At 39.3% G+C, this 22,340-nt stretch carries 24 protein-coding genes; 8 read left to right on the top strand and 16 right to left on the bottom strand.

The features are described 5' to 3' along the window. Positions 1-4: 4 nt before the first annotated feature. Entirely contained in the window at positions 5-619 is a 615-nt protein-coding gene (locus ACZ1GV_RS00730; protein ID WP_472674811.1) for a dUTP diphosphatase, read from the top strand. 122 nt (positions 620-741) lie between these two features. On the opposite strand, the gene ACZ1GV_RS00735 is transcribed toward ACZ1GV_RS00730, so the two are convergent. Beyond that, complete coding sequence (locus ACZ1GV_RS00735) at positions 742-1,056, bottom strand: prephenate dehydrogenase (protein ID WP_210560441.1); 315 nt, start codon at positions 1,054-1,056, stop codon at positions 742-744. A 132-nt stretch (positions 1,057-1,188) separates the two neighbouring features. Here ACZ1GV_RS00735 and ACZ1GV_RS00740 point away from each other — a divergent pair, with 132 nt between their 5' ends. After that, positions 1,189-1,398, top strand: a complete 210-nt coding sequence (locus tag ACZ1GV_RS00740) for a hypothetical protein (RefSeq protein ID WP_210560440.1) — start codon at positions 1,189-1,191, stop codon at positions 1,396-1,398. Between the two features lie 69 nt (positions 1,399-1,467). Here ACZ1GV_RS00740 and epmB read toward each other — a convergent pair whose 3' ends face one another. After that, positions 1,468-2,472 (bottom strand): EF-P beta-lysylation protein EpmB, encoded by a 1,005-nt coding sequence (gene epmB, locus ACZ1GV_RS00745; protein ID WP_472674812.1) that lies wholly within the window; start codon positions 2,470-2,472, stop codon positions 1,468-1,470. A gap of 43 nt (positions 2,473-2,515) precedes the next feature. Here epmB and efp point away from each other — a divergent pair, with 43 nt between their 5' ends. Together efp and epmA are read left to right on the top strand one after the other, a co-directional pair. Next, positions 2,516-3,085 (top strand): elongation factor P, encoded by a 570-nt coding sequence (efp, locus tag ACZ1GV_RS00750; protein ID WP_210560438.1) that lies wholly within the window; start codon positions 2,516-2,518, stop codon positions 3,083-3,085. Between the two features lie 164 nt (positions 3,086-3,249). Continuing rightward, a complete protein-coding gene (gene epmA / locus ACZ1GV_RS00755; protein WP_472674813.1) occupies positions 3,250-4,245 on the top strand; it encodes an elongation factor P--(R)-beta-lysine ligase in 996 nt (331 codons plus the stop codon). Between the two features lie 39 nt (positions 4,246-4,284). Here the strand turns inward: epmA and ACZ1GV_RS00760 are convergent, their stop codons facing one another. From ACZ1GV_RS00760 to rsgA, 6 genes are read right to left on the bottom strand one after another with little or no spacing between them, the layout of a single operon-like run. Beyond that, on the bottom strand, positions 4,285-5,877 hold the full coding sequence (locus tag ACZ1GV_RS00760) for a GAF domain-containing hybrid sensor histidine kinase/response regulator (RefSeq protein WP_472674814.1): 1,593 nt from the start codon (positions 5,875-5,877) through the stop codon (positions 4,285-4,287). Between the two features lie 15 nt (positions 5,878-5,892). Beyond that, positions 5,893-6,411: a hypothetical protein gene (locus ACZ1GV_RS00765; protein WP_472674815.1), complete on the bottom strand. Its 519-nt coding sequence runs from the start codon at positions 6,409-6,411 to the stop codon at positions 5,893-5,895. A gap of 10 nt (positions 6,412-6,421) precedes the next feature. Next, entirely contained in the window at positions 6,422-7,138 is a 717-nt protein-coding gene (locus ACZ1GV_RS00770; RefSeq protein WP_472674816.1) for a glycerophosphodiester phosphodiesterase, read from the bottom strand. A gap of 36 nt (positions 7,139-7,174) precedes the next feature. Then, the gene (locus ACZ1GV_RS00775; RefSeq protein ID WP_472674817.1) at positions 7,175-8,047 is read right to left on the bottom strand and encodes a DMT family transporter; all 873 of its coding nucleotides are present in this window, start codon (positions 8,045-8,047) and stop codon (positions 7,175-7,177) included. A gap of 6 nt (positions 8,048-8,053) precedes the next feature. After that, positions 8,054-8,929, bottom strand: a complete 876-nt coding sequence (gene asd / locus ACZ1GV_RS00780) for an archaetidylserine decarboxylase (protein ID WP_472674818.1) — start codon at positions 8,927-8,929, stop codon at positions 8,054-8,056. Between the two features lie 55 nt (positions 8,930-8,984). Then, positions 8,985-10,046, bottom strand: a complete 1,062-nt coding sequence (gene rsgA, locus ACZ1GV_RS00785) for a small ribosomal subunit biogenesis GTPase RsgA (protein WP_472674819.1) — start codon at positions 10,044-10,046, stop codon at positions 8,985-8,987. A 111-nt stretch (positions 10,047-10,157) separates the two neighbouring features. Between rsgA and orn the strand changes: the two genes are divergently transcribed. Further along, positions 10,158-10,703: an oligoribonuclease gene (orn, locus tag ACZ1GV_RS00790; protein WP_210560430.1), complete on the top strand. Its 546-nt coding sequence runs from the start codon at positions 10,158-10,160 to the stop codon at positions 10,701-10,703. 171 nt (positions 10,704-10,874) lie between these two features. Here orn and ACZ1GV_RS00795 read toward each other — a convergent pair whose 3' ends face one another. After that, on the bottom strand, positions 10,875-11,258 hold the full coding sequence (locus ACZ1GV_RS00795; protein ID WP_472675849.1) for a DUF2721 domain-containing protein: 384 nt from the start codon (positions 11,256-11,258) through the stop codon (positions 10,875-10,877). A 151-nt stretch (positions 11,259-11,409) separates the two neighbouring features. Here ACZ1GV_RS00795 and ACZ1GV_RS00800 point away from each other — a divergent pair, with 151 nt between their 5' ends. Both ACZ1GV_RS00800 and ACZ1GV_RS00805 read left to right on the top strand, forming a co-directional pair. Further along, positions 11,410-14,532 carry a coiled-coil domain-containing protein gene (locus tag ACZ1GV_RS00800; RefSeq protein ID WP_472674820.1) on the top strand — a complete coding sequence of 1,041 codons (3,123 nt, stop codon included), beginning with the start codon at positions 11,410-11,412 and terminating at the stop codon, positions 14,530-14,532. Positions 14,533-14,573: 41 nt separating this feature from the next. After that, a complete protein-coding gene (locus ACZ1GV_RS00805; RefSeq protein ID WP_210560427.1) occupies positions 14,574-15,179 on the top strand; it encodes a DUF416 family protein in 606 nt (201 codons plus the stop codon). A gap of 85 nt (positions 15,180-15,264) precedes the next feature. Here ACZ1GV_RS00805 and ACZ1GV_RS00810 read toward each other — a convergent pair whose 3' ends face one another. Genes ACZ1GV_RS00810 through ACZ1GV_RS00825 form a run of 4 tightly spaced genes read right to left on the bottom strand, consistent with a single transcriptional unit; the run spans position 15,265 to position 17,320 of the window. Continuing rightward, positions 15,265-15,492, bottom strand: a complete 228-nt coding sequence (locus ACZ1GV_RS00810; protein ID WP_472674821.1) for a DUF2798 domain-containing protein — start codon at positions 15,490-15,492, stop codon at positions 15,265-15,267. A 55-nt stretch (positions 15,493-15,547) separates the two neighbouring features. Continuing rightward, positions 15,548-16,027: an MgtC/SapB family protein gene (locus ACZ1GV_RS00815; RefSeq protein ID WP_472674822.1), complete on the bottom strand. Its 480-nt coding sequence runs from the start codon at positions 16,025-16,027 to the stop codon at positions 15,548-15,550. Between the two features lie 36 nt (positions 16,028-16,063). Further along, on the bottom strand, positions 16,064-16,663 hold the full coding sequence (locus ACZ1GV_RS00820) for a pentapeptide repeat-containing protein (RefSeq protein WP_472674823.1): 600 nt from the start codon (positions 16,661-16,663) through the stop codon (positions 16,064-16,066). A 15-nt stretch (positions 16,664-16,678) separates the two neighbouring features. Next, on the bottom strand, positions 16,679-17,320 hold the full coding sequence (locus ACZ1GV_RS00825) for a thiol:disulfide interchange protein DsbA/DsbL (protein ID WP_472674824.1): 642 nt from the start codon (positions 17,318-17,320) through the stop codon (positions 16,679-16,681). An 80-nt stretch (positions 17,321-17,400) separates the two neighbouring features. Between ACZ1GV_RS00825 and ACZ1GV_RS00830 the strand changes: the two genes are divergently transcribed. Continuing rightward, positions 17,401-18,183, top strand: coding sequence for a tRNA (adenine(22)-N(1))-methyltransferase (locus ACZ1GV_RS00830; protein ID WP_472674825.1), 783 nt, complete (start codon positions 17,401-17,403; stop codon positions 18,181-18,183). A gap of 22 nt (positions 18,184-18,205) precedes the next feature. On the opposite strand, the gene ACZ1GV_RS00835 is transcribed toward ACZ1GV_RS00830, so the two are convergent. The 3 genes from ACZ1GV_RS00835 to murI all read right to left on the bottom strand — a co-directional run bounded on the left by ACZ1GV_RS00835 (position 18,206) and on the right by murI (position 22,258). Beyond that, a complete protein-coding gene (locus ACZ1GV_RS00835) occupies positions 18,206-20,755 on the bottom strand; it encodes a TonB-dependent receptor plug domain-containing protein (RefSeq protein ID WP_472674826.1) in 2,550 nt (849 codons plus the stop codon). 139 nt (positions 20,756-20,894) lie between these two features. Beyond that, a complete protein-coding gene (locus ACZ1GV_RS00840) occupies positions 20,895-21,437 on the bottom strand; it encodes a DUF3750 domain-containing protein (RefSeq protein ID WP_210560421.1) in 543 nt (180 codons plus the stop codon). Positions 21,438-21,448: 11 nt separating this feature from the next. Continuing rightward, positions 21,449-22,258, bottom strand: a complete 810-nt coding sequence (gene murI / locus ACZ1GV_RS00845) for a glutamate racemase (protein ID WP_472674827.1) — start codon at positions 22,256-22,258, stop codon at positions 21,449-21,451. Positions 22,259-22,340 lie beyond the last annotated feature (82 nt).

Consider the following 22,340-nt stretch of genomic DNA (forward strand, 5'->3'; position numbering starts at 1 on the left):
GACCATGCAACAACAAATTTTAACCATGTTGACCATGCAAGACGAGATGAATACAAAAGTACATCCTCAATGGCGAGATCAAGGCTTTGCCTGGCATCGTGCTATGTGGGTTGAACTAGCGGAAATGTTGGACCACTACGGATGGAAATGGTGGAAGCACCAGCAACCAGATATTGAACAAGTTCACTTAGAGCTTATTGACATTTTTCACTTTGGGTTGAGCGCTAGGTTAGTAGCCGGACAAGCCGTTAGCGAAATCGCTGCAGATATCGAACGTGAATTAGCATCACCAAATAAAGAAGCAACTTTTGCCGAAACAATTGAAACTATGGTTGCCAATACGCTGTCGACTAAGGGTTTTGATGTTGCAACATTTGCCGGTTTAATGGCACAAACTGAACTTAGTTTTGATGAGTTGTTCCGCCATTATGTTGGTAAAAACGTATTAAACTTTTTCCGTCAAGATCACGGCTATAAAACCGGAGAGTACATAAAGGTTTGGAACGGAAAAGAAGACAACGAAGTGTTAATGGATGTACTGCGCTCGACAGATGCAACACAAGCTGATTTTAAAGATAAAGTATACCAAGGCTTAAAGTCTGCTTACCCTAGCGTTTAATTGGCATAAATTAGCAAGTAATTGTTAATTTTCTACATGATGTAAATCAAATTAAAACCCCCGAAAGGTTTGTATAACGTTCGGGGGTTTTGTAAATATTGTATTAGCCTTTTAACCAGCCACTATTTTATTGCAGATTTAAAGTTACCTAAAGTGGTATGCAATAAGTGCAATTTCTTTACAACGGATTCTATAGCGTTTTTTTGCATAGCCGGGGTTTGATTTGACTCTTTAATCGACAGAATTTGCTCTGCTGTTTCTTCCAAATAAGGCATGAATTTAGTTGCCGTAGACTCAAAGCCTGAGTCGTCTTTGAATATTCGGCCAAATTTGCCATGACCCTGCTTTTTTAGCTCATCAATATATTTATCGGCGTCGATAGCTTTGCGATATAACTCTTTTAAATTGTCTTCTAGGCTATTGATTAAACTTTCCACTCAAGATATTCCTAATTTTTCCGATAAATGATAGTGGCTAGTTTAACTGAAATTGACTAGTCTAAAAAGCGACACAATCAATTAAAGTTATTTAATTGATGACCTTTGAATAAACAAACCAGGAGTTAAACTGTGTTCGTTTCATCGACAGGTAATGGCATTGCATCTCAAGCAATGCAAGGTGGCGAAGCATTAGCAGCTAATTTGGCTAAAAATGCACAAGAGTTAGAAGGGCAGGCCGCATTGCAACTACTCGCAAGCACGGCTCAACTTCAATTAGCGTCACCATCCGTTGGCAGTACTGGCGGATTAATAGGAACTACTATTAACATTACAGCGTAGCGTAAAGTAGCCGGCACATGCTGTTAAAGTTTAATGTGCCATCGTAGTTCCGGATTTATTAGGGGAGAGTTATAGGCTAATAGGCGTTTTGCTTGCTTCTCCCCCTATTTCCCTCACTAACTTAGGCATTAAAAAACCAGGCAAAGTTTTTAACATGGTTTTATAAATCGCTATTGCTTTAGACTCATCAATATCAAAGTGACTTGCGCCGTCAACCTTATCAAATAAGTGCAGGTAATAAGGTAAAATTCCACCGTCAAAGAGTGCCTCACTCAGTTCAATTTGACTATCAGCACTATCGTTAACATTTTTTAGCAACACCGCTTGATTTAATACAGTGCAGTCGGCTCTTTTTAGATGGGCAACGCCTTTTTTTAAGCGTTCCGATATTTCATTGGCATGGTTTATATGAAGAACAACAATAGTTTTGAAAGATGCTCTTTCAAGTATATCAACTAAATCTTTAGTAATACGGCTAGGAATGACCACTGGAAGCCGAGTGTGGATTCGAAGACGTTTAATATTAGGAAGTTGCTCTAGTTGTTCAATAAACCATTCGATCGCGTCATCTTTTGCCATGAGCGGATCGCCACCACTTAAAATAACTTCGTTTATTTCGCTGTGCGCTTTGATGTAGTCAATATGTTGTAACAACTGTTGTTTGTTTACTGCGTTATCGGCATAAGGAAAGTGTCGTCTAAAGCAGTACCGGCAGTTAACGGCGCAGCCTGTTTTAAACATAATTAATACTCTTGATTCATATTTGTGCAATAAACCGGGTTGCTCTGCGTTATGCTCCTGTAACGGATCGATGACAAACCCTGCTTTGCTTTCAAACTCTTTCGCACTAGGTAAAACTTGTAGCAACAAAGGGTCTTGATCGTCGCCATGGCGCATAAGCTGTGCAAAGGGACGAGGAACACGCATTGAAAAAAGGCGACGAGCCTCGTTATCTTGGTCTATATTTTCTGCATCAATGTTTAAATAAGTCAGCAAATCTTCTAGGCGAGTGAAACTTTGTTTCAATTCTTTTTGCCATTGGGACTCAACAGATAGGTTTGCTTGTTGTATCATTCGTTTCACTTATATTTTGGTATTAATCTACTTAGAGGATGACATGGCTTCATTCAGCACAAACCAATTTAAAGCTGGCCTAAAATTAATGATTGACGGCGAGCCTTGCAACATTTTAGAAAATGAAATCGTTAAACCAGGTAAAGGCCAAGCTTTTAACCGAGTTCGCATCCGTAAACTAGTTAGCGGTAAAGTATTAGAAAAAACATTTAAGTCTGGCGAGTCAGTTGAAGGCGCAGACGTAATGGATACAGATCTAGCTTACTTGTATACAGACGGCGAGTTTTGGCATTTTATGAACAACGATACATTTGAGCAAATTGCAGCAGATGAAAAAGCCGTTGCAGACTCAGTAAAATGGTTAGTAGAAAACGACGTATGTACGCTAACGTTATGGAATGGTAACCCAATTGCTGTAACACCGCCTAATTTTGTTGAATTAGAAATTACAGAAACAGACCCTGGTCTAAAAGGTGATACTGCGGGTACAGGTGGCAAACCAGCTACATTAAGTACAGGTGCGGTAGTACGTGTTCCTTTATTCGTTCAAACGGGTGAAGTGATTCGTGTTGATACGCGTACTGGCGACTATGTTGGTCGTGCTCAAAAATAAATTAATGACGCTAAACTAGTCGTTACTTGTAACGTTTAGTTTGGATTTATTCAATTTTTGGTAACATAAGAGTCGGCTTAGCTGACTCTTTTTTTTGCCTGCAGCTTGGAATAACTTCGTAACCTAGTTTTAATGTTCGGTACCGTAAATACAAGGGAAATCTAATGTGGCAACCTAGTAGCTCAATTGAAACACTTAAGCAACGAGCTAAGTTTATTAACAAAATTCGCCAATTTTTTATGTCTCGTGATGTATTAGAAGTCGATACGCCACTTCTTAGTCATGGCACTGTTACGGATGTGCACCTAGATGCATTTAGTAGTGAATTTTTTCATGACAATTCGGGACAAAATAAGCAGTTGTTTTTACAAACTTCACCTGAATTTGCCATGAAACGTTTATTAAGCGCAGGTAGTGGTTCCATTTATCAAATATGCAAAGCCTTTCGAAATGAAAGCCCTGGTCGATTACATAATCCCGAATTTACTATGTTGGAATGGTACAGAGTAGATTATGATGAACATGCGTTAATGGATGAAGTTGATGCCTTGCTGAAAACGCTTTTGAATACGCAGGCTGCGATACGTATTAGTTATCAAGCTGCATTTCAAAACGCATTCAATATTGAGCTAGATACTACTGAGATTAGCCAATTAAAAGCGCTAGTTCTTACCCACAGCCCACATGATGACTGGGTTCACAATGAAACTAATAAAGATACTCTTTTGCAATGGTTGTTTAGTGTTGTCATCGAGCCAACTTTAGGCGCGCCTAATTCCTTGTATAATTCGACAGAGCAATGGTGTCCTTGTTTTGTTTATGACTTTCCCGCATCGCAAGCCGCACTTGCCAGAATTAATAAAAACAATTCAACGCTAGCGCACCGTTTTGAACTCTATTTTAAAGGGGTGGAGCTCGCTAATGGTTATTATGAACTGCAAAGTGAGCAAGAACAGCTTATGCGATTTACTAAAGACAACGAACAGCGAGCTTTGTTAAATAAGCCGGTTATGCCAATCGATGAGAATTTGATTGATGCTTTAAAAAGTGGTTTTCCAAATTGTGCAGGTGTAGCATTGGGCGTAGATAGACTCTTTTTACTTTCACAACAAAAAGACTCAATTAGCGAAGTCATAAGTTTCGCTTACTCTCGTTGTTAGAGAGTAAGCTACACTGGTAACCTTGTAATTCGCAGCAACCTAGCAAAGCACCTGGGTCATAGCCTCTGATAACCCGCTAAAGGTAATTGGCTTGGTTAATTTCATGGCAAACAACGAGTCTTTATCATCGACAAATACATCAGCGGTTAATGCGACAACCGTCTGGTTTGGCTTATTTATTTTTATTTGTTCAGTTGCTTCAAAACCATTAATGTCGGGTAAGTTAATATCCATCAATACTAAATCAAACGTGTTGTCTTTACACAGTTGCACGCCCTGTAAACCATTGTCTGCAAGTGACACATTGCAGCCTAGGTTTTCCAGCATGGCTTTTACTAACACCTGATTAATATTGTTATCCTCGACTACTAAAATGTTTTTTCCAGGCGGAAGGTGTTTTTCTGATTGAATCTGCTTTTTTTGTACTTGTTTTTTAATAACAGGAAGTGGAATTTCTAGTCTAATGTGTGTGCCTTTTCCTAATTCACTACTAACGGATATTTCGCCATTCATCAACTCAAGTAATCCAAGCGTTATACTCAAGCCTAACCCTGTGCCATGTGCTTTTTTATTACCAACTTGGTGGTATTTATCAAAAATATTAGGTAAGTCTTGTTCGCTTATTCCTACGCCTTCATCAATGATATTAATAATGGCCTGGTTAGATTGAATTTCTAAGTTTAAGGTTATAGTAGTGCCTGAATTGGAAAACTTAATAGAGTTGTTAACTAAATTAATAATAATTTGCGACAACTTACCTGGGTCTAAATAAACCTCAAAGTTACTATCAGAAGAATATGAGTGACTTATGTTAATGCCTTGCTCTTGAGCCTTGATGTTTAACATGTTTAAAACATTATCAACAGTGTCGCATACGTCAAAATGTTGAGGTTCTAATGTCATCTTACCGGCTTCAATTTTACTCAGCTCTAAAACCGCATTAACCATCGATAATAAGTGCTTGCCACTAAAATCTATGTTTTCAATATAGCTTCTAGCTTGTTTATCCTTAAGTAATGTATCGGCGTCACTGAGTAGTAACTCGCTAAACCCAATAATTGCGTTAAGTGGTGTACGAATTTCGTGAGACATGTTTGATAAGAACTCAGTCTTAAACTGATTTGCCTGTTCTAATCTTTTAGTTTTGACTCTAAGTTCTAATTGGTTAATGACTTCACGGCCTAGTATCTCTAACGCCTTTTTCTGATGAGCATCGAGTTTCTTAGGAATTCGATCTATAACGCAAAGTGTACCAATAGGAAGACCTTCAGGTGATTTTAATGGCATACCTGCGTAAAAGCGTATATCTGGATTTTCAGTAACGAGGGGGTTATCAAAAAAGCGTTCATCCTTACTGGCGTCTTCTACCTCAAAAACTTCGTCTTGTAAGATTGCATGGCTACAAAAAGCAATGTCTCGGTTTGTTTCATTGGCACCTAAACCAACTTTACTTTTAAACCACTGTCGATCTGGATCCACTAAACTTATGAGAGATATAGGAGTACCACAAATCTCAGAGGCCAACTCAGTCAAATCGTCGAATGACTTTTCTGCTTCAGTGTCTAAAACTTCATACTCAATAAGTTTTTTTACCCTCTCCGATTCTTTCCAATGTAACGGCGCAGACTTCATTAATTTTTTTCCTAGTTAAAACAGTTCGATAGCTTGGTCACTCGAACTTTGGTTTAGCTCTTTTTTAAACAGCTCAATAGCCTCTTCAATACTGGCCCCATTCATAACAGCTTCATACATCGCCATTTCACTATCAATACTATAACTAGAACGAATCTTTATTCGCAACGAACCCCAATCTTCCGGGCTTTCTAATTTTTCGTTATCACTTAATAAGTCGGCAAGTAAAACTAAGTTTTCTTGAACGTGATTGAGTCTCTGTGCAAGGCGATCATAAAATTGGAAAGCGACAATTGCACCATTTACTTTTTCATACATTTTGGCGGCAGCTTGTTGTGTTTCCTTTGAACACTCATCGTTACTTTGCATCGATAAGCAAAAGTTAGCAAGATTTTGAAAAGAGTCGCCGATTTGCTCAATGGAGTTTTCACCGTCTAACATGCCTGTATGAATCTGGGCCACATTCAGTGCAAGTAATTTTGCGGTTTCAGAACGAAAACATAGATCGGCACCAGTCGATAAATTTAACGCCATATGATATCTCCTAATCAGTAGAGGTCATCGTTAATTGCTCAATAATATTAAAAGCTTGCCTTGGGTGATTCGCAAAAAGTCCATCTATTCCATTATTGTATAACCATTTAATTTCTTCGGCATGGTCAACAGTAAAAACAAAAACTTTCAACCCTTGTGCTTGTATTGCATGTACAAGCTTTAAGTTTAGGCAGTCCATATCCAAATGAACACTATACAAAGCAAAGTCCTTTAACAAAGACTCAATATTTATTGGGTTTACCGCTAATAATAGACCAAGTTTCAAATCTGGCAGGTGTTCAGAGATATCTTTTAAATAATGGTGATTAAAAGAAGAAATAATCAGACGACTTCGATCAAAATTGAATTCACTACAAAGTCGGCTTAATTCTCGTTCAAAACGCTTTATAGATTTAAGGTATTTAATCTCAATGTTTAAAACAAATTCAAATTGAGCACAATACTCAATAAGCCAGGACAATGTTGGCAATGGTTCACCATCATTCCCTTGTATTGTCTGTAAATCGTAGTCTGAAAGCTGAGTAACATGTTTGTCGATGTTTAATAACCGAGTAAGCCACCTGTCGTGGAACACTACAAAGTCATTTTCGGTTTCAAAGATATCAATTTCCACACCGTGCATCATATCATCGTTGCAGTGGCGAATAGCGACACGACTATTTTCCGGATGCAGTGCCGATTCACCGCGATGAGCAAAAACCATCATAAGGCGTACTCTTTATTTTGTTGGCGTGAGCGCAGCTTATTGTTTAGCGGAGGCTTTTTTAGTTGCCTGAGTTTCATATATTGCCGCAGCGAGAATAATAGATCCTCCACCAATAGTAGCAAGTGCAGGCACTTCAGCAAGAATTAAAAATGCGAAAGTAATACCATAAACTGGTTGTAAGCAACCAACCAAAGAGGCGGTTTTTGCTGAGGTCAATGAAATAGCAGACGCAAATAGAGCATGTGCACACGCAGAGAATACCACGGCAAATAAAATGAGCTTACCGATAGACTCAGCTGTGAGGTCTAACGCAGGCGTCTCTGCAATTGGAAATAATAAGAGGGCGGTCACCAAAAATTGAAAAAACATAGATTGGCCACCCGAATAGTGACTAAACTTGTGTTGAACTAGGATGTTTCGAAGTGCAAAACAAAACGCAGAAATTAAACCACAGCCTATTCCCATCAGTGTATCGTCACTTAATGACTCACCACCAAACCATAAGTCTGGGAATAGCATAGCCACGCCAAATAATACTGCTAAACCCAAAACCATATCTTTATTGGTAGGGCGAGTGCGTCTAAATAAGGGCTCAATAAAAACCGTCATCATGGGATAGGTGAAAAGCGCTAACATGGCGATAGCCACTGTTGTAATTTGGATCGCGTAAAAGTAGGTGACCCAGTGAATTGCAGCCAATGTGCCAATCGCTAAGGCGGTTAGTGCATCTTTTTTTGATTTAAGTGTTAAGGATTGTTTTTTATAACGAATGAATAAAGCCAGAAATATAACGGCAAATATAGCTCGATAAGCCGTCATATCCAGAGCAGGTAAATCAATTAATTTGGCAAAAAGCCCAGCCCCACCTAAGAGAAGCACCCCAAGGTGGAGTTGCAGTAAGCCTGGCATATTGATTTAGTTAGACTTTTTAGTTGCGAACAGTTCACCTAAGCGAGTGGTTGAACCTGCTTTAACATCGTCTGCAAATTCAATAGCGTCTTTTCCAAATAGACAAACAACCGTTGAACCTAATTTAAAGCGACCCATTTCTTCGCCACGTTCTAACTTAACAGACTTTTCGCCTTCCGCTGGGTAATCCCAACGATTAACAAACTTACCGCGAGGAGGTGTAATTTCACCAGCCCATACTGTTTCGATACTTCTTACAATAGTAGCGCCTACTAATACCATCGCCATTGGGCCAAGTTCAGTATCAAACATTGCCACAACACGCTCATTACGAGCAAACAAGTTAGGCACGTTTTGCGCCGTTAATGGGTTAACAGAAAACGCGTCCCCCGGTACGTAGATCATATCTGTTAATGTGCCAGCAACTGGCATATGCAAACGGTGGTAGTCACTAGGCGCAAGGTAGATACAGGCAAAATCACCGTCATCAAACTTCTCTGCTAAATCTTCGTAGCCGCCTAGTAATTCTAATGCTGTGTAGTAATGGTTTTTAGCTTGTACTAAACGACCATCATCAATTTTACCCAGTTGGCTTACGGCACCATCTACAGGATGTGCAATTTCGTTTTCGCCATCAACAATAGTACGAACATCTTCAGCCAACTCACGGGTGAAAAAGTCGTTAAAGGTTTTGTAATGTGTTGGATCTGGGTATTTCGCTTCGTCCATATTAATGTCGTAAGCTTTTATGAAACTTTTAATAAAAAACGTGGTGACAAAACCAAGCTTTGCTTTTGCTAAATAACCGACAAGTTTAGACACACCATGCTTTGGTAATGCGTACTGAAAGGCTAATTTTAAATTGTCGTATTTCACTGTCATTTCCTACTGTTTTTCGTGAGCCGATTATTGTAACCGACAGACCGTAATTTGAGAATTATTTTGAATCTTTAGACTGATGACGAAGCGTAATTTCATCAACGGTTTGTAAAATTCGAATATAACTTTGATAGCGTTGCTCACTAACATGACCATCTTTAATTGCTTGTTTTAATGCGCAACCAGGGTCGTTTTTATGGCTACAGTCTCTAAACTTACATTGCGTTATAAAGTCTGAAAACTCTACAAAACCAGCCAATATTTCTTCTTGGCTTAAATGCCACATTGCAAATTCACGTATTCCTGGTGAGTCAATAACAGCGCCGCCATTTTCTAAACGATAGAGCCTAGAAGCGGTTGTTGTGTGCTGACCCAAACGGCTATTCGTTGATACAATTTTTGTTTCAATGTTTACGTCTGGTAGTATTGCGTTAGTAAGTGATGACTTACCCACTCCAGATTGACCAACAAACACGCTGGTGTGCCCTTCGATAAGTTGTTTTACCTGATCAATGCCTTCTTCTTCAATAGCAGACAGGGTAACCACTTCGTATCCAATAGAGCGATACAAGGCGACGGTATTTTCCACTACATCGCGGTTAGAGTCGTCGAGCAGATCCATTTTGTTTATTAGGATGATTGGTGTAATGCTAAGTTGTTCAACGGCAACCAAATAGCGGTCAATAATGTTAGGCGTTAAATCCGGTAGCAACGCAGATACAATCAAAATACGGTCAATATTGGCAGCCACAGGTTTTAAACCGTCATAAAAGTCAGGTCGAACAAATTCACTGGTTCGTGGTTCAACGGCTTCTATTACACCTTGGAAGTCTTCATTGTTAACTGTATATGGTCGCCAAACGACAGAGTCACCGCAAACTAATGATGCAACATTACGACGAATGTTACAGCGGATCATGGTTTGATCTTCCATTTCTACATCGGCATGCTGACCATAGCGAGTAATTACACGACCGAAACTTTGCGGGCCTAATAACGCATCATCAACAACTGCTTCTGGTTCTTGATTTTCAGCACCTTTCGCTTTAGCTAATCGCTTACTTTGATTGGCCTTGATACGACGTGTTTGAGATTTGGATAATTTCTTTTGTTTTGCCACTTTTGCTCTATGATTTAGTTATTAAAACTTGTGAAAGTCATTAAAAAGAATAACAATGCCTTTATAGTATACGTAACCGACCTTGATAAAAAGGAATGAGTAGGCCCTTATATGTCTTTTAGTGAAAATAACCTAGTTTGGGTAGATTTAGAAATGACTGGACTAGAGCCAAGACATTGCAAAGTTTTGGAAATAGCCACCATAGTCACCGACAGTGAATTAAATATCATTGCCGAAGGCCCAGAACTAGCCATCCATCAGTCGGACGAGATTTTAGATAACATGGATGAGTGGTGCATTCGCCAACACGGTAAAACTGGCCTTACTGACCGCTGTAAAAAAAGCACAGTAACAGAAGCGCAAGCCTGTGAAATGACTATTGATTTTCTAAAGGATTATGTGCCAGCTGGTGTTTCTCCAATGTGCGGAAATAGCATAGGTCAAGACCGTCGCTTTATGCATATTCACATGCTTTCTCTAGAAGAGTTTTTCCACTACAGAAATATAGATGTAAGCACAATTAAAGAATTAGGCAGAAGATGGCGCCCTGAAGTTCTAGACGGCGTTCAGAAAAAAGGTGTTCATTTAGCCCTTGATGATATTCGCGAGAGTATTGCAGAGCTTAAACATTATAAAGACACTTTTTTTAAGCTTTAATTAAAAAGCCAAGTTTAGCCAAAGGTCGTAAATTTATCTAAGCAACTGGCTAAAATGAAGTTATTCAGTTAAAACAAAAACCGCAATGTTAGATGTTAATCACATGCGGTTTTTTTGTGTCTGAAATCTATTAAATTGTTACCATCAATTGAACTTTTATTAGATATTTCCTTAGTCTTGCATTGACTCAAGTTCGATTTCAATTGCTCTGCAGCTTATCCACACTTCATATAACGACATTAACAACGACAAAACTAAGGTTAATAAACTACACCCAAACATAATAGAACCAAGTTGCGGTTGCTCTAGAAATAACGCCAGCATAGCCAATACACACAGTAGAAAACTTAATACGCCACAGGTTTGCATCGAGCGGATTAAATGTAAGCGACTTTTTAAGTTGGTGATTTGTCTTTTAACAACGATTTCCAGGCCTTTATTGTTTCTCTGATTTAGTTCTCTAATCAGTTGCGCAAGAACAAGAAATCGGTTGGTATAAGCTAATAAAAGCAAAGAGATAGCAGGAAAAAGTAGTGCTGGAGTGGTTAACGTCATGTCGAATACATCAATAAAACTAGGGTTTAAAAAGCATACAGACAGTCTATGATTAATGACAATTATTTTTGCCATAAAAATTAGTTATTTTTCATAACAAAAGTTGCTATTCTGTTTTTAATTAAGTCGAGCCTTTCATGGAGAGCGACCATTGGCTGTAAATAAAGTGGAAGAACAAGAGCTACTAAAGGTAAAAGACGAATTAGCAAAATTGCAAAAGACGTTAGCCGTGGTAGAGAATGACAAGCAGGAAGCAGAAGATGCCCTTGTGGAATTGTCACAGCACTTAACAATTCAAGAAGAACAACTCGAAGCTTTGCAGCAAGCGCAGCCGATAGCCGATGGAAGTGAAATTGCGTTACTCACAGAGAAGCTCAAAAAAGCTGAACTGGAGTCTGAGCGGCTCTCTGAACAGTTGCTTGTTAAAGACTTATCAATTAGTCAATTTATGACCGAAATTGGCGATTTAAAAGATATTATTGAGTCAACTCAGGCAACTAATGCAGAAATTGAAGATACGAACCAATCAAAAATATTAGCTGAAAAGCAAGCTGAGCAGCTAGTCGAGTTGCAGCAACAAATTAGTCACCTTTCCGATTTACTAGACAAGACCTCAGAAGAAAACGTCAATCATAAACAACAACTGCAAGAGCAACAAACCAAGTTTTCGACAAGTCAAAATGAAGCAGAAACTGAATTCGCAAAACAACAAGTCGAGCAGAACCAAAGCATATCAAAACTTAAAAATCGCGTTGCAGAATTAGAGCAACAAGTTGAAGTTGATGCTTTTGACAATAAGATGTTGCAAGAAGAAGTTATCGGTTATCAATCCGATATAGAAAAACAAGTTGGAGAGTTAAGCTCTCTTCAGCAATTAACGACATCGTTGACCGAAAAAATTGATCACCTTGAAGAGCTGTTAGAAGAAAAGACGCAGTTAGGTGTTGAGTACAAATTAAAGTTCCAAGGCGCTGAAGAAAGTAATAAGACGCTATCATTGGAGTTGAGTAAAAAAGAACAAGCTTATATTGCATTAGAAGAGCAGTTGTCATCTAGTAAAGACAACGTAGTAACACAAATAGAAAAGGTGCAAAATCTTGAGCTGCAAATTCATAAGCTCGAAAAACGCAATGCTGAATTAGTACAAGAGCAGGTTCGCCAAGAACAGCAAAAGCAAGCTAATGTCGAATCTCTAGAGTCTACGATAAAGGAATTGAACGACTCACTTGATTCTCAGAAGACCGATTTTATCGAACAAATCGCTGATCTAAACGCCAAGTATATTGAAAAAGAAAGTGCCTTAACTGAGGCGTTAGCTAACTCAAATAAGCTAACTAATCTTTTAGAAATAAGCCAAAAAGAAACCAAAAATGCGTTAGAAACGGCAACAAAGTCTAAGTCTGAACAACAACTCATAGCTGAACAGAAAATTGACCAGCAAAAGCAGCAATATCAGCAGCAAATCGCTGAACTGAACGCAAAGTATATTGAAAAAGAAAATGCCTTAACGCAAGCAAGTCGTGAAGCTGCAGAACAGCTTGAAGCCCATGAATTGCAAAAAAGCGAGCAAGCAGCTATCTGGGCTTTAGAAAAAGAACAACTTGAGCGACAAAAAGTGGATGTAGACACTGCTCATCAGCAATTACAAAATAACTTGTTAGCGATGACGGCGCAGCTAAAAGACCTCGAAAGTGAAAGGGATAGCCTACAAGGTGAGCTATTAATAGCGACTCAAAGTAGTGATGAAAACTCAACCGCGCTTACAAAACAAAATAAAGAATTAGCAGAAAAGGTTGCAGTGGCCGAAGATCGTGCATCTAGCCTACAAAGCCGAATTGGTGAGTTGGAACAACAATATCAACAACAGGAACAACAACTCCAACAACAAATTGAGCAGCTTCAACAGCAAAACCAACAGCAGGAACAACAACTCCAACAGCAAATTGACCTACTAAATGTTAAAAAAGACGACTTAGCGAACTTACTGGCGTCGGCCGAAGAGAACGACCGCCAATCTCAACAGCAAATTGCTGCGCTGAACGCCAAGTATACTGAAAGTGAAAACGCCTTAACCAAGGCCAATCGTGAGACTGCAGAACAGCTTGAAGCTTATGAAGCTCAAAAAATAGAGCAAGCGGCTAACTGGGCAATTGAAAAAGAGCAAATCGAGCGCCAAAAAGTGGATGTAGATATTGCTCATCAGCAATTACAAAATAACTTGTTAGCCATGACAGCGCAACTTCAAGACGTTGAAAGAGAGAGAGATAACCTACAAGGTGAGCTATTAATAGCAACTCAAAATGGTGATGAAAACTCAACTGCGCTTACTCAACAAAATAAAGAATTAGCAGAAAAAGTTAAAGTAGCCGAAGATCTAGCATCTAGCCTGCAAAGTCGAATTGGCGAGCTAGAGCTTAAATACCAACAACAAATTGACCAATTAAATGTCAAAAACGACGACTTAGCGAACATACTGGCATTAGCTAACGAGAATGACCGATTGTCTCAGCAGCAAATTACGCAACTTAAAGTGGAATTAGCTGAAACAAAAGAGCAGTTGGTTGCATATCAAGAAAAAGTGGCTAGTAATTCTAATGCTGATGATGCGATGGCCATGCTAGAGGCGACAAATAGTCGTTTAGCAAAAGAATTGAAAACAATCAGCGATGCTAAGCAAGAACTGCAAGAGCAATTTAATTACTCAGAGCAGAAAGCGGCATCATTGCAAGCTCAATTGTCTACCGCACAAAATGTTAGTACCGAGCAAAGCGATCAGTTACTTGAAACTAATATAGAATTTAACGAACTTATTGAAACGCTCAAAATCGAAAATGCTCAAATGAAAAATGATTTTGAACAGCTGAAAGTTCGATTTGATGATTCGATGGGCCAATTGGCCCAAGTTGATGATGACCTAGTTGAAAGTCAACAACGCTTAAGAGAAGTTAAAGACGAGTTACGTAAAGAACGTGAGCGAAACCATCAAGTTGAGCATGAATTAAAGCTAGTTAATGAAATAGAGCAACAACATAGGGATGAGTTAGAAGCCTATAAACAAGGTCATATAGAAGAAACTGAATTGGTGGCCGAAGCTGAAATTGATCATGCAAGAACTGTTATTCAGCAATTAAGAGCGGAAAACTCTAGGTTGAAAACTGATTTAGATGAAAAAATTTCAGAATTAGAAAGCCAGGTTACCGAGTATCGGTTAAAATTCAATTTTGCCCAACAACAACTTGTTGCGCAGCAGCAGTTATCAGAGCAACAAAGTTAATTATGTTGCTCAATTTGATCTATTAAACTGAGATTATATTTATGAGCCAAAACAAGGCGAACAACTTTGCACGAATTCGTGCCCTTCCGCGCAAGCAGCAAGGTATTCTTTCTCTCGTTCTATTGCAACGAATGTTGCCAAATTACAAACTTTTTACCACAGTTACCGAATTTCCTCAGCCACATCAAATAGACAACGTAATGAACAGCTTATGGGAACGCTTATTAGTTCACGGAAGTAAGTTGAATTTTTCGGCGTTAGAAGAAAAAGTCGAATTGTTAACGCCCGATGAAGCTGACTTTGATATGTATGGTGTGTATCCAGCAATATACTTTTGTACAGGCCTATTAAACTATATCGCTGGTGAGCAGACAGAAGATGATTTTGACGGTGTAGATATCGCAAAAATCTCTCAAGGTTGTATTGTCCATTTGATTGAATACCAAGCGGGCGATACAGAGCTAGATAACGCTCAAATTCGTGACCATGAGCTAATGATCCACGAAGTTGAATTACTTACTGAGTTGATTGATTGGTTAGAAACGTTTGAAATGAAAAAGCTCTCGGCGAATGAAATCAAAAAACTTGCACTTAGCAAAGCGTATGCTGACGGCGTAACAAATATAGGAATTTCACTGGAAGATTAGTCTTTTAGTTGGAAATAAGTAAGCTTTATAAAAAGCAGTGTTATTAATACGCTGCTTTTTTTTCGCACTTTTCGTAACAAGTTTGTCATTTATCAACGAGAACCAAATTGACTAATTTATGTACTAATGGTGACACGATAAAAATAGCAGGAAATGCGACTGTAAAGGCAAATCCCCACGCTTTTAACCACATTAATAATAAGCCTGGAATTATACCTACGTTAAAAGTAGTGATCACAAGTGACATAACACAAGACATGATCAATGCCATAAAAAACGAAAAAACAATGCGGTGATACTTTTGGCTTATCACTCAATTCTCCTGAATAGACGTAAATGTTGACTGTTTTTGATTGCGTCTTGTGCCATTATTTGTGGCGACGCCATTTGCTGTATTTGGCATGTACGCCACGACTTAAGTTAGCAGAGTAACCTTCTACTGCATCAATTCCGTATAAAATAGCCACAACTAACACCGACAGTTTTATTGCCACTATCGAGTCAATTACAGCTACACAGACACCTAACGCGGCAAGTGCCCATATTGTTGCAGCAGACGTAACGCCAGTCACAACGCCTTCTCGGGTCATCATTACACCGGCACCTAAAAAGCCAACGCCGGTAACGACTTGACCAATAATACGAGACGGATCAGAGGCGTCGTTTATAACAAAGGCAGAAATCGCGACGAACATATAAGTCCCTAGTACAATCAGCGACGAGGTTCTAATGCCAACAGGCTTGCCTCGTAACTGACGTTCAAGACCAATAATGGAACCGCACAATAATGCTGCACCAATGGATTGCCAACTAAAAGGGTGTATCGATAATAATTCTGTTAATGTCATGATAATACTCTGAAAAAAGAAGGCGCGTTATACACGTTAAACTAATTTTAGCCCAATACTTTCTAGTAAGTTTACGGCCTCAAACCTTGAAAACGTTGCACCTTCAATATCGTTTTCAAATAAATTAATGGAATAGCCGACGGCTTCGGTAAAGTTAACATTATTTAAAACCGTTTTGTTAAATTGGCTATTAGTAAAGTCAGTAAAACTAAAGTCTGCGTTTTTAAAAATGCCTTCGCGAAAGTCGACATCATAGGCTTTGCACTCTTCTAGTACCAAACTAGGTAGCTCCAATCCAAAAAATGAACTGTCATTGAGCACGCACTTTTCAAATTTTACCTGCGCCGACAACGTAATATTTGGCCAATAAGCTCGCGTCCAATCAATACCCAACATTTTGCAATCTGCAAACAAAACATCTGAAAACTGGCACCCTCCAACTTTGGATAAGCTTAGGTTGCAGCGAACAAAATGACACTCTATAAATTTACAGTCTTCAAAGTTTACATCACTAAAATTACAGTCTGTGAACGTACAACCTTCAAACTCACCTTCCGCTACAAGGCTGTCAGACATATCTAAGTCGGTAAAATACTCATCTAAATAATGGGCGTTGCTGTCTATATATTTGGTCAAAATATTACCTTGTTATTAAAGCGGTTTATTTAATAAATACTGAATCAAAGCGAAGTATTCTTGTTTTGATTTAAAGCCATTACCCAACGTTTTGTATCGACCATTGATAATTAGCGCAGGCACGCTATTAATGCCTTGTTCACGGAGCAATTGAGTTTTTTTACTGCGACTCGCATATTCACCTTTAATAACAAAACTATTGATAAGTTTTGATACTTTTTTCGTTTCGACACCTAGGCGGGTAAAAATAGAATTTACTTGGCGAACAGAGGTTAGCTTCTGTTTTTTGACATGAATAAGATTAAACACGGCATCAGTAAAGCGAGTTTTTAGTTTTAATCGTTCCGCAACAATCAAGGCTTTACCTAGATATATTTCAACTTCAACATTTTGACCAGGCATGTTCTCGACATGGTTATTTATAAACGCAGTACCGGCCGGTAAGGTTGATTTAATTTCTCTCATGAAGCTCTCTTGCTTAAAACAATGAGGGCAGTAAAATGAAAAGAACTCACGGACTTCAGGTTTATTAACGTCATAAGGCTTTATTTCTTGATAATGCACGCCTTCTTTAAACTCAGCTGCGTTTGATTGGAATGCAAAAAGCGTAACTGCAAGCGTAAACAAAGTTGTAATTAGCAGAGTATTTTTTGACATGTTTTTGTCCTTGCAACGGTCCATTAAGATTCCTTTGTATCGAGTTATCAATAATATAAAATGATTGTTGCAGTAACGCGATGATTATTCAATCAGTAGCTATTCATAATAGTAAAATAGGACGCCAACAGGTGAGACTTAGCAATCGTTTAAGTACAATTCAATCAATTGCAGAGCATGCCCATAAACAATATAACTATGACTATATTTGGGATACCTGTTGTGATCATGGTCAACTGGGTGCAGCATTGTTAAAAAACGGCATAAGTAGCCAGCTCTTTTTTGTTGATATTGTGCCTGAGCTAATGGCTAATTTAGAGCAAAACCTAAAACAGTTTTTTCCAAATCAACAACATCAGTGGCAAGTATTGTGTGAAGACGTTTCCTGTTTACCCTTAAACCGCATAGAAAAACCTAACGGCAAACATTTAATAATTATTGCGGGCGTTGGCGGCGACTTAATGCTTGAGTTTATCACTCAACTAAAGCAACGATTTCCAGACCTAGCGTTAGATTTTCTGTTGTGCCCTGTGCATCATCAATTTTCACTACGTAACCAACTAAGGAAAATGGAATTTAGTCTACACCATGAGGAGGTAGTAGAAGAGAACCGCCGTTTTTATGAGGTACTTTTAGTAACAACAGCTAGCTTACCGCAATCACAAAAAGTTAGCGTTGTAGGTGAGGCCCTTTGGCAATATCAGACCGCAACCGAACAAAACATGCTTGAACGCTATTTATCAAAAACATTAGAGCATTATAAACGAATGCAAAAGGGAAACAGCAACCTTGCCGACAGTGCTCTTGCGTCGTATGAAAGGGTGAAAATTGAAAAGGCGTCACTTCAATTCACTTCAAAGTAGACGCCTCTTTTAGGGTTAAAATTTAGAAACGGTAGCTAACGTTACCGTAAACAAAACGACCATCTAAGCTGTAAGGTGTAAATGCACTGTAGGTAAATATCTGATTAAAGTTACTAAAACCTATGTTGCTTACCGTGTCTTGAGGGTATTGATCAAATAGGTTATTTGCACCTACAGATACCGTCCATTTCTCATTAGCTTGATACGAGACCTCAACATCAGTAATCCATTTTGCCGCTAACACTTCATCATTCTCTGGGTTACTTGAAACATCAACCACTTCGCCATATCGCGTTGCTCTAAGCGTGGTTGACCAATCGTTATAATCCCAAGTTGCCGATAAATTAACTTTGTTTTTTGGCGTGCCTTGTTCAAAACGAGCCACTTCTCTGCGTGCAAAGTATTGGTAACTGTCGCCAAGTGCCGCTAATTCAGCTGGATTATCTTTTATGTGTGTTACTTCTGTATCGTTTATATTCGCTGCTGCATTTAACGTTAAAGAGCCAAAGCCTGCTTCACCCAAACCGTTTAAATTAAAGCGGTAAGTTGCAACAATATCAACACCTTTAGTTGTAGAGTCTATTGCATTGGTAAAATAGCGAACGCTTTGTGCGTTGGTTTCACCTGCTTGTTGCAGAATATCTACAACTGCATCACCTCTTAAGTTTTCTGAAAGCACTATACGGTCATCAATTTTTATCTGATAAGCATCCACCGTGAAGGTGAAGTCGTCATAAGTATAAATAAAGCCAGCCGTTGCATTTACTGACTCTTCAGCTTCTAATTCTTGTGCTCCTAGCGCTACTGCTGCATCATCCGTCACAGGGAATAAGCCTACCTCTCTAGGAATACCGTTTTCAAAAACTGTACTGATAGACTTATATGAGGTTTGCGCCAGTGAAGGTGCCCTAAAGCCTGTGCTAATTGCGCCACGAAGAGAAAAGTCATCGGTTACACTATAACGTGCGGCTAGTTTAGAAGTGAAGGTACTGCCAAAGTCGCTATAGTCTTCAAAACGACCGGCAAGGATCACATTTAAACTCTCTGTCAAATACGTATCTAGCTCTGCAAAAACCGCTACATTGTGACGGCTTTCGTCGGTTGCGCTATCAGGAGAAAAACCCGATAGAACTTGTGCGCCACCAGAGGCAATTGGATCTCCGTTTGCGTCAGTAGCCGTAATGTAAGAGGCTTCTTCACCCACTTCTATTTGGTAATTTTCGTGTCGGTATTCAGCGCCAATCGTCAAATACACAATGTCAGGCAAACCTAAATCTACCGAGGTATTAGCATCAGCATTTAAGACAATTTGTTGATATTTTAAAGCACCATTGTCAAATGATGTTGGACTATTTTCGCCAAGAGACGTGTTTAAACTATTTGTAACTCCTAAACCAAAGTCGTTGAGTCCGTAATTCGCACTTACGTCCCAAGTCCAATCGTTTGTCTCGCCATTAACCCCAATGGCAAAGGCGTAATCTTTAACATCAGAGACTATCTGTGGTAAAAAACCGTCGGCATAAATAGACTCAACATTTCGTGAGTCTTTAGCACGGCGATAGAAACCGCCTGAGTTGCCTTCACGATCTGAATAACTACCAAATGAATATAAATCAACAGACTCTGATAGGGCGTAACCTAAGTTATAAAACAACGCCATATCTTCAATCTCGGCTTTACCAAAGCGATGGTTATAACGGTCAATGGTTAATTCACGAGGGTCTAAAGTGCCATCCGCCAAACGATTGTATTGCTCTCTTTCGTCTATGCCAGAGCGATTAGTTGGTTCGTTGTTACGTAGCTCTAAAGACACATTCACAAAACCTTTTTCGCCTAGGGCAAAACCACTGTTTGCGCTAAAAGTGCGAGTTGCGCCGTCATTGATGTTTTTGTCAGCGCCTTTAGTAAAATCAAGGTTGCCATTAGCATCAATACCCGTTTCAAGTAGCTGAGGTGAACCAGCCATTTGTGAGTCATACTCACCATAAGTTAAGCTTACGCTGCCGCCCTCTGAAGCGTCTTTCAAAACAATATTGATAACGCCGGCAATGGCATCAGAGCCATATTGTGCAGCCGCGCCGTCACGCAATACCTCAACTCGCTTAATAGCCGAGGTTGGGATCATGTTTAAGTCTACCGCTGAACTACCACGACCAACGGTGCCACCTAAGTTAAGTAACGCACCTGAATGACGGCGCTTACCATTAATAAGAACTAGAGTATGATCGGGAGCTAAGCCACGCAAAACAGCTGGTCTAGCGTGATCTGTGCCATCAGCAAGAGTTGCACTAGGATAGTTAAAGCTTGGGATTTGACCGCTTAACACTTGGCTCATTTCTAATAAGCCTGAACGTTGTAAGTCCTCACCAGAAATAATATCGACCGGCACCGTACTTTCAGTTACGCTGCGAAGGCTTCGGCGAGTACCTGTTACCGAGATAACTTCAACATTTTCTAACAGCGCATTTTGCGTTTCATTTTCGTTGGCTAAAGCAAATGGTGATGTTCCTAAAGCACTTGCAACAGCAAGACTCAGAGTCATCATTTTGGTGGAGGAATTCGTCGAGCTCATAAATAGATCCTTGGATATTCTGCGTATTAAAATAGGGCGCGCATAATATCCAAGGTGTAAAAAGCTGACAAAGACCATTCAGCGATAACATATTACTAACTGGTTTTAAGCTGAAACCTTGATTTTTGAGTATCCGGCACTAATCGGCATAACCACTGCCAATGGCTCGAAAAGGCATATCTAGCTCGAGTTCAGGTACTTGTAAGCCAATCCAAGCTGGGAATGTATTGCTATTTGGACCTGGAAATAACGTGTATTCATTCTTCCAAGGATAGCGAAGGACTGCGGCCTCTATTTGTGGGATAAGTTTAGATGCTTTAGCACCACTAATGGTTAAAAATGCCTCTGGTTTGGCACCATACCAGTAGCGATCAGGTGTTTTAGTGGTATAGGTTCTAATAGCTGGGCGGCCTTCTTTTACACCCCAACCAACCACCTCGTATACGGTATATTCATCAGCGCCTTGTTTTTTTAATGCAAACCAAGAGTGAACAGCAAACCAGCCACGCCAGCTAAAAGCGTCAGCAGCATAAAATTGAATCACGGCGTCTTGTGTCACCTCAGGGTTGGGCGCTATCCCGGCAGGCTCACGGCTTGTTTCGCGCCAGTTCTTGCTTGAACACGACGATAGCAACAAGGCCATGATAATAATGAGGGTTGTCGAGAGTATTTTTGCTTTCATATAAATTCACCTTAACGAGTAAAAGACTCTACGTGCAAATAATGACTTGGTTCACTTCCCCAAAGCTGATTGAGTAGATTAATGTTTTGTTCACTAGCGGATGAACTATACAGAGTCACATTACCTATATAATTAGCATTCGATAACAGGTTTTTTTCGAGTAAGCGACGTCGTACTTGAGCTGCAACTGGGCTAGCCGTATTGACGATCTCGGCTCTATTATCAACAACTTTGTTAATAAGGGATTCTAAAAAAACGTAATGCGTACAACCAAGTGCAATTTGGTCCGCTCCTTTTTCAAGCAGTGGACTAATATACTCAGCAACGATTGACATTGCTTCATCACTTTCTAAGTTATTTGCTTCTACTAATTCCACCATTTTTGGACAAGCCTGAACTTCAACTTTAACATGTGGCTTAAATCGGTTGATTAGTGAATTAAATGCAGCACTTTGTATAGTTTGTTCAGTGGCTAAAACACCAATAATGCCAGACTTGCTATTTAACGCAGCCGGTTTAATTCCTGGCTCTACACCAATAATTGGCAATGAATATTGCTCTCGTAAAAACTCAATTGCATTTACCGTCGCCGTATTGCAAGCAACCACAATCGCCTTGCAGTTTTTTTCAATAAGAAACTGCGTAATGTTCTGGCAACGTTCTTGAATCTGTTGAGGCGATTTACTCCCATATGGCGCAAAAGCCTGATCGGCAACATAGATGAGATTTTCATTTGGCATTAAGGCATGAATGTCTTTGGCGATTGACAATCCTCCGACACCGGAATCAAAAATACCTATAGGTTGTTGCTCGTCGTTCATTTTATTTTTAATTGCTCCTAATTGAGCCGCAAAATTAGCATAATTCGCCACGCCTTTCACAATATTAAAAAGTAAAAATACA

Source organism: Psychrosphaera sp. HA2-10, assembly GCF_055693745.1.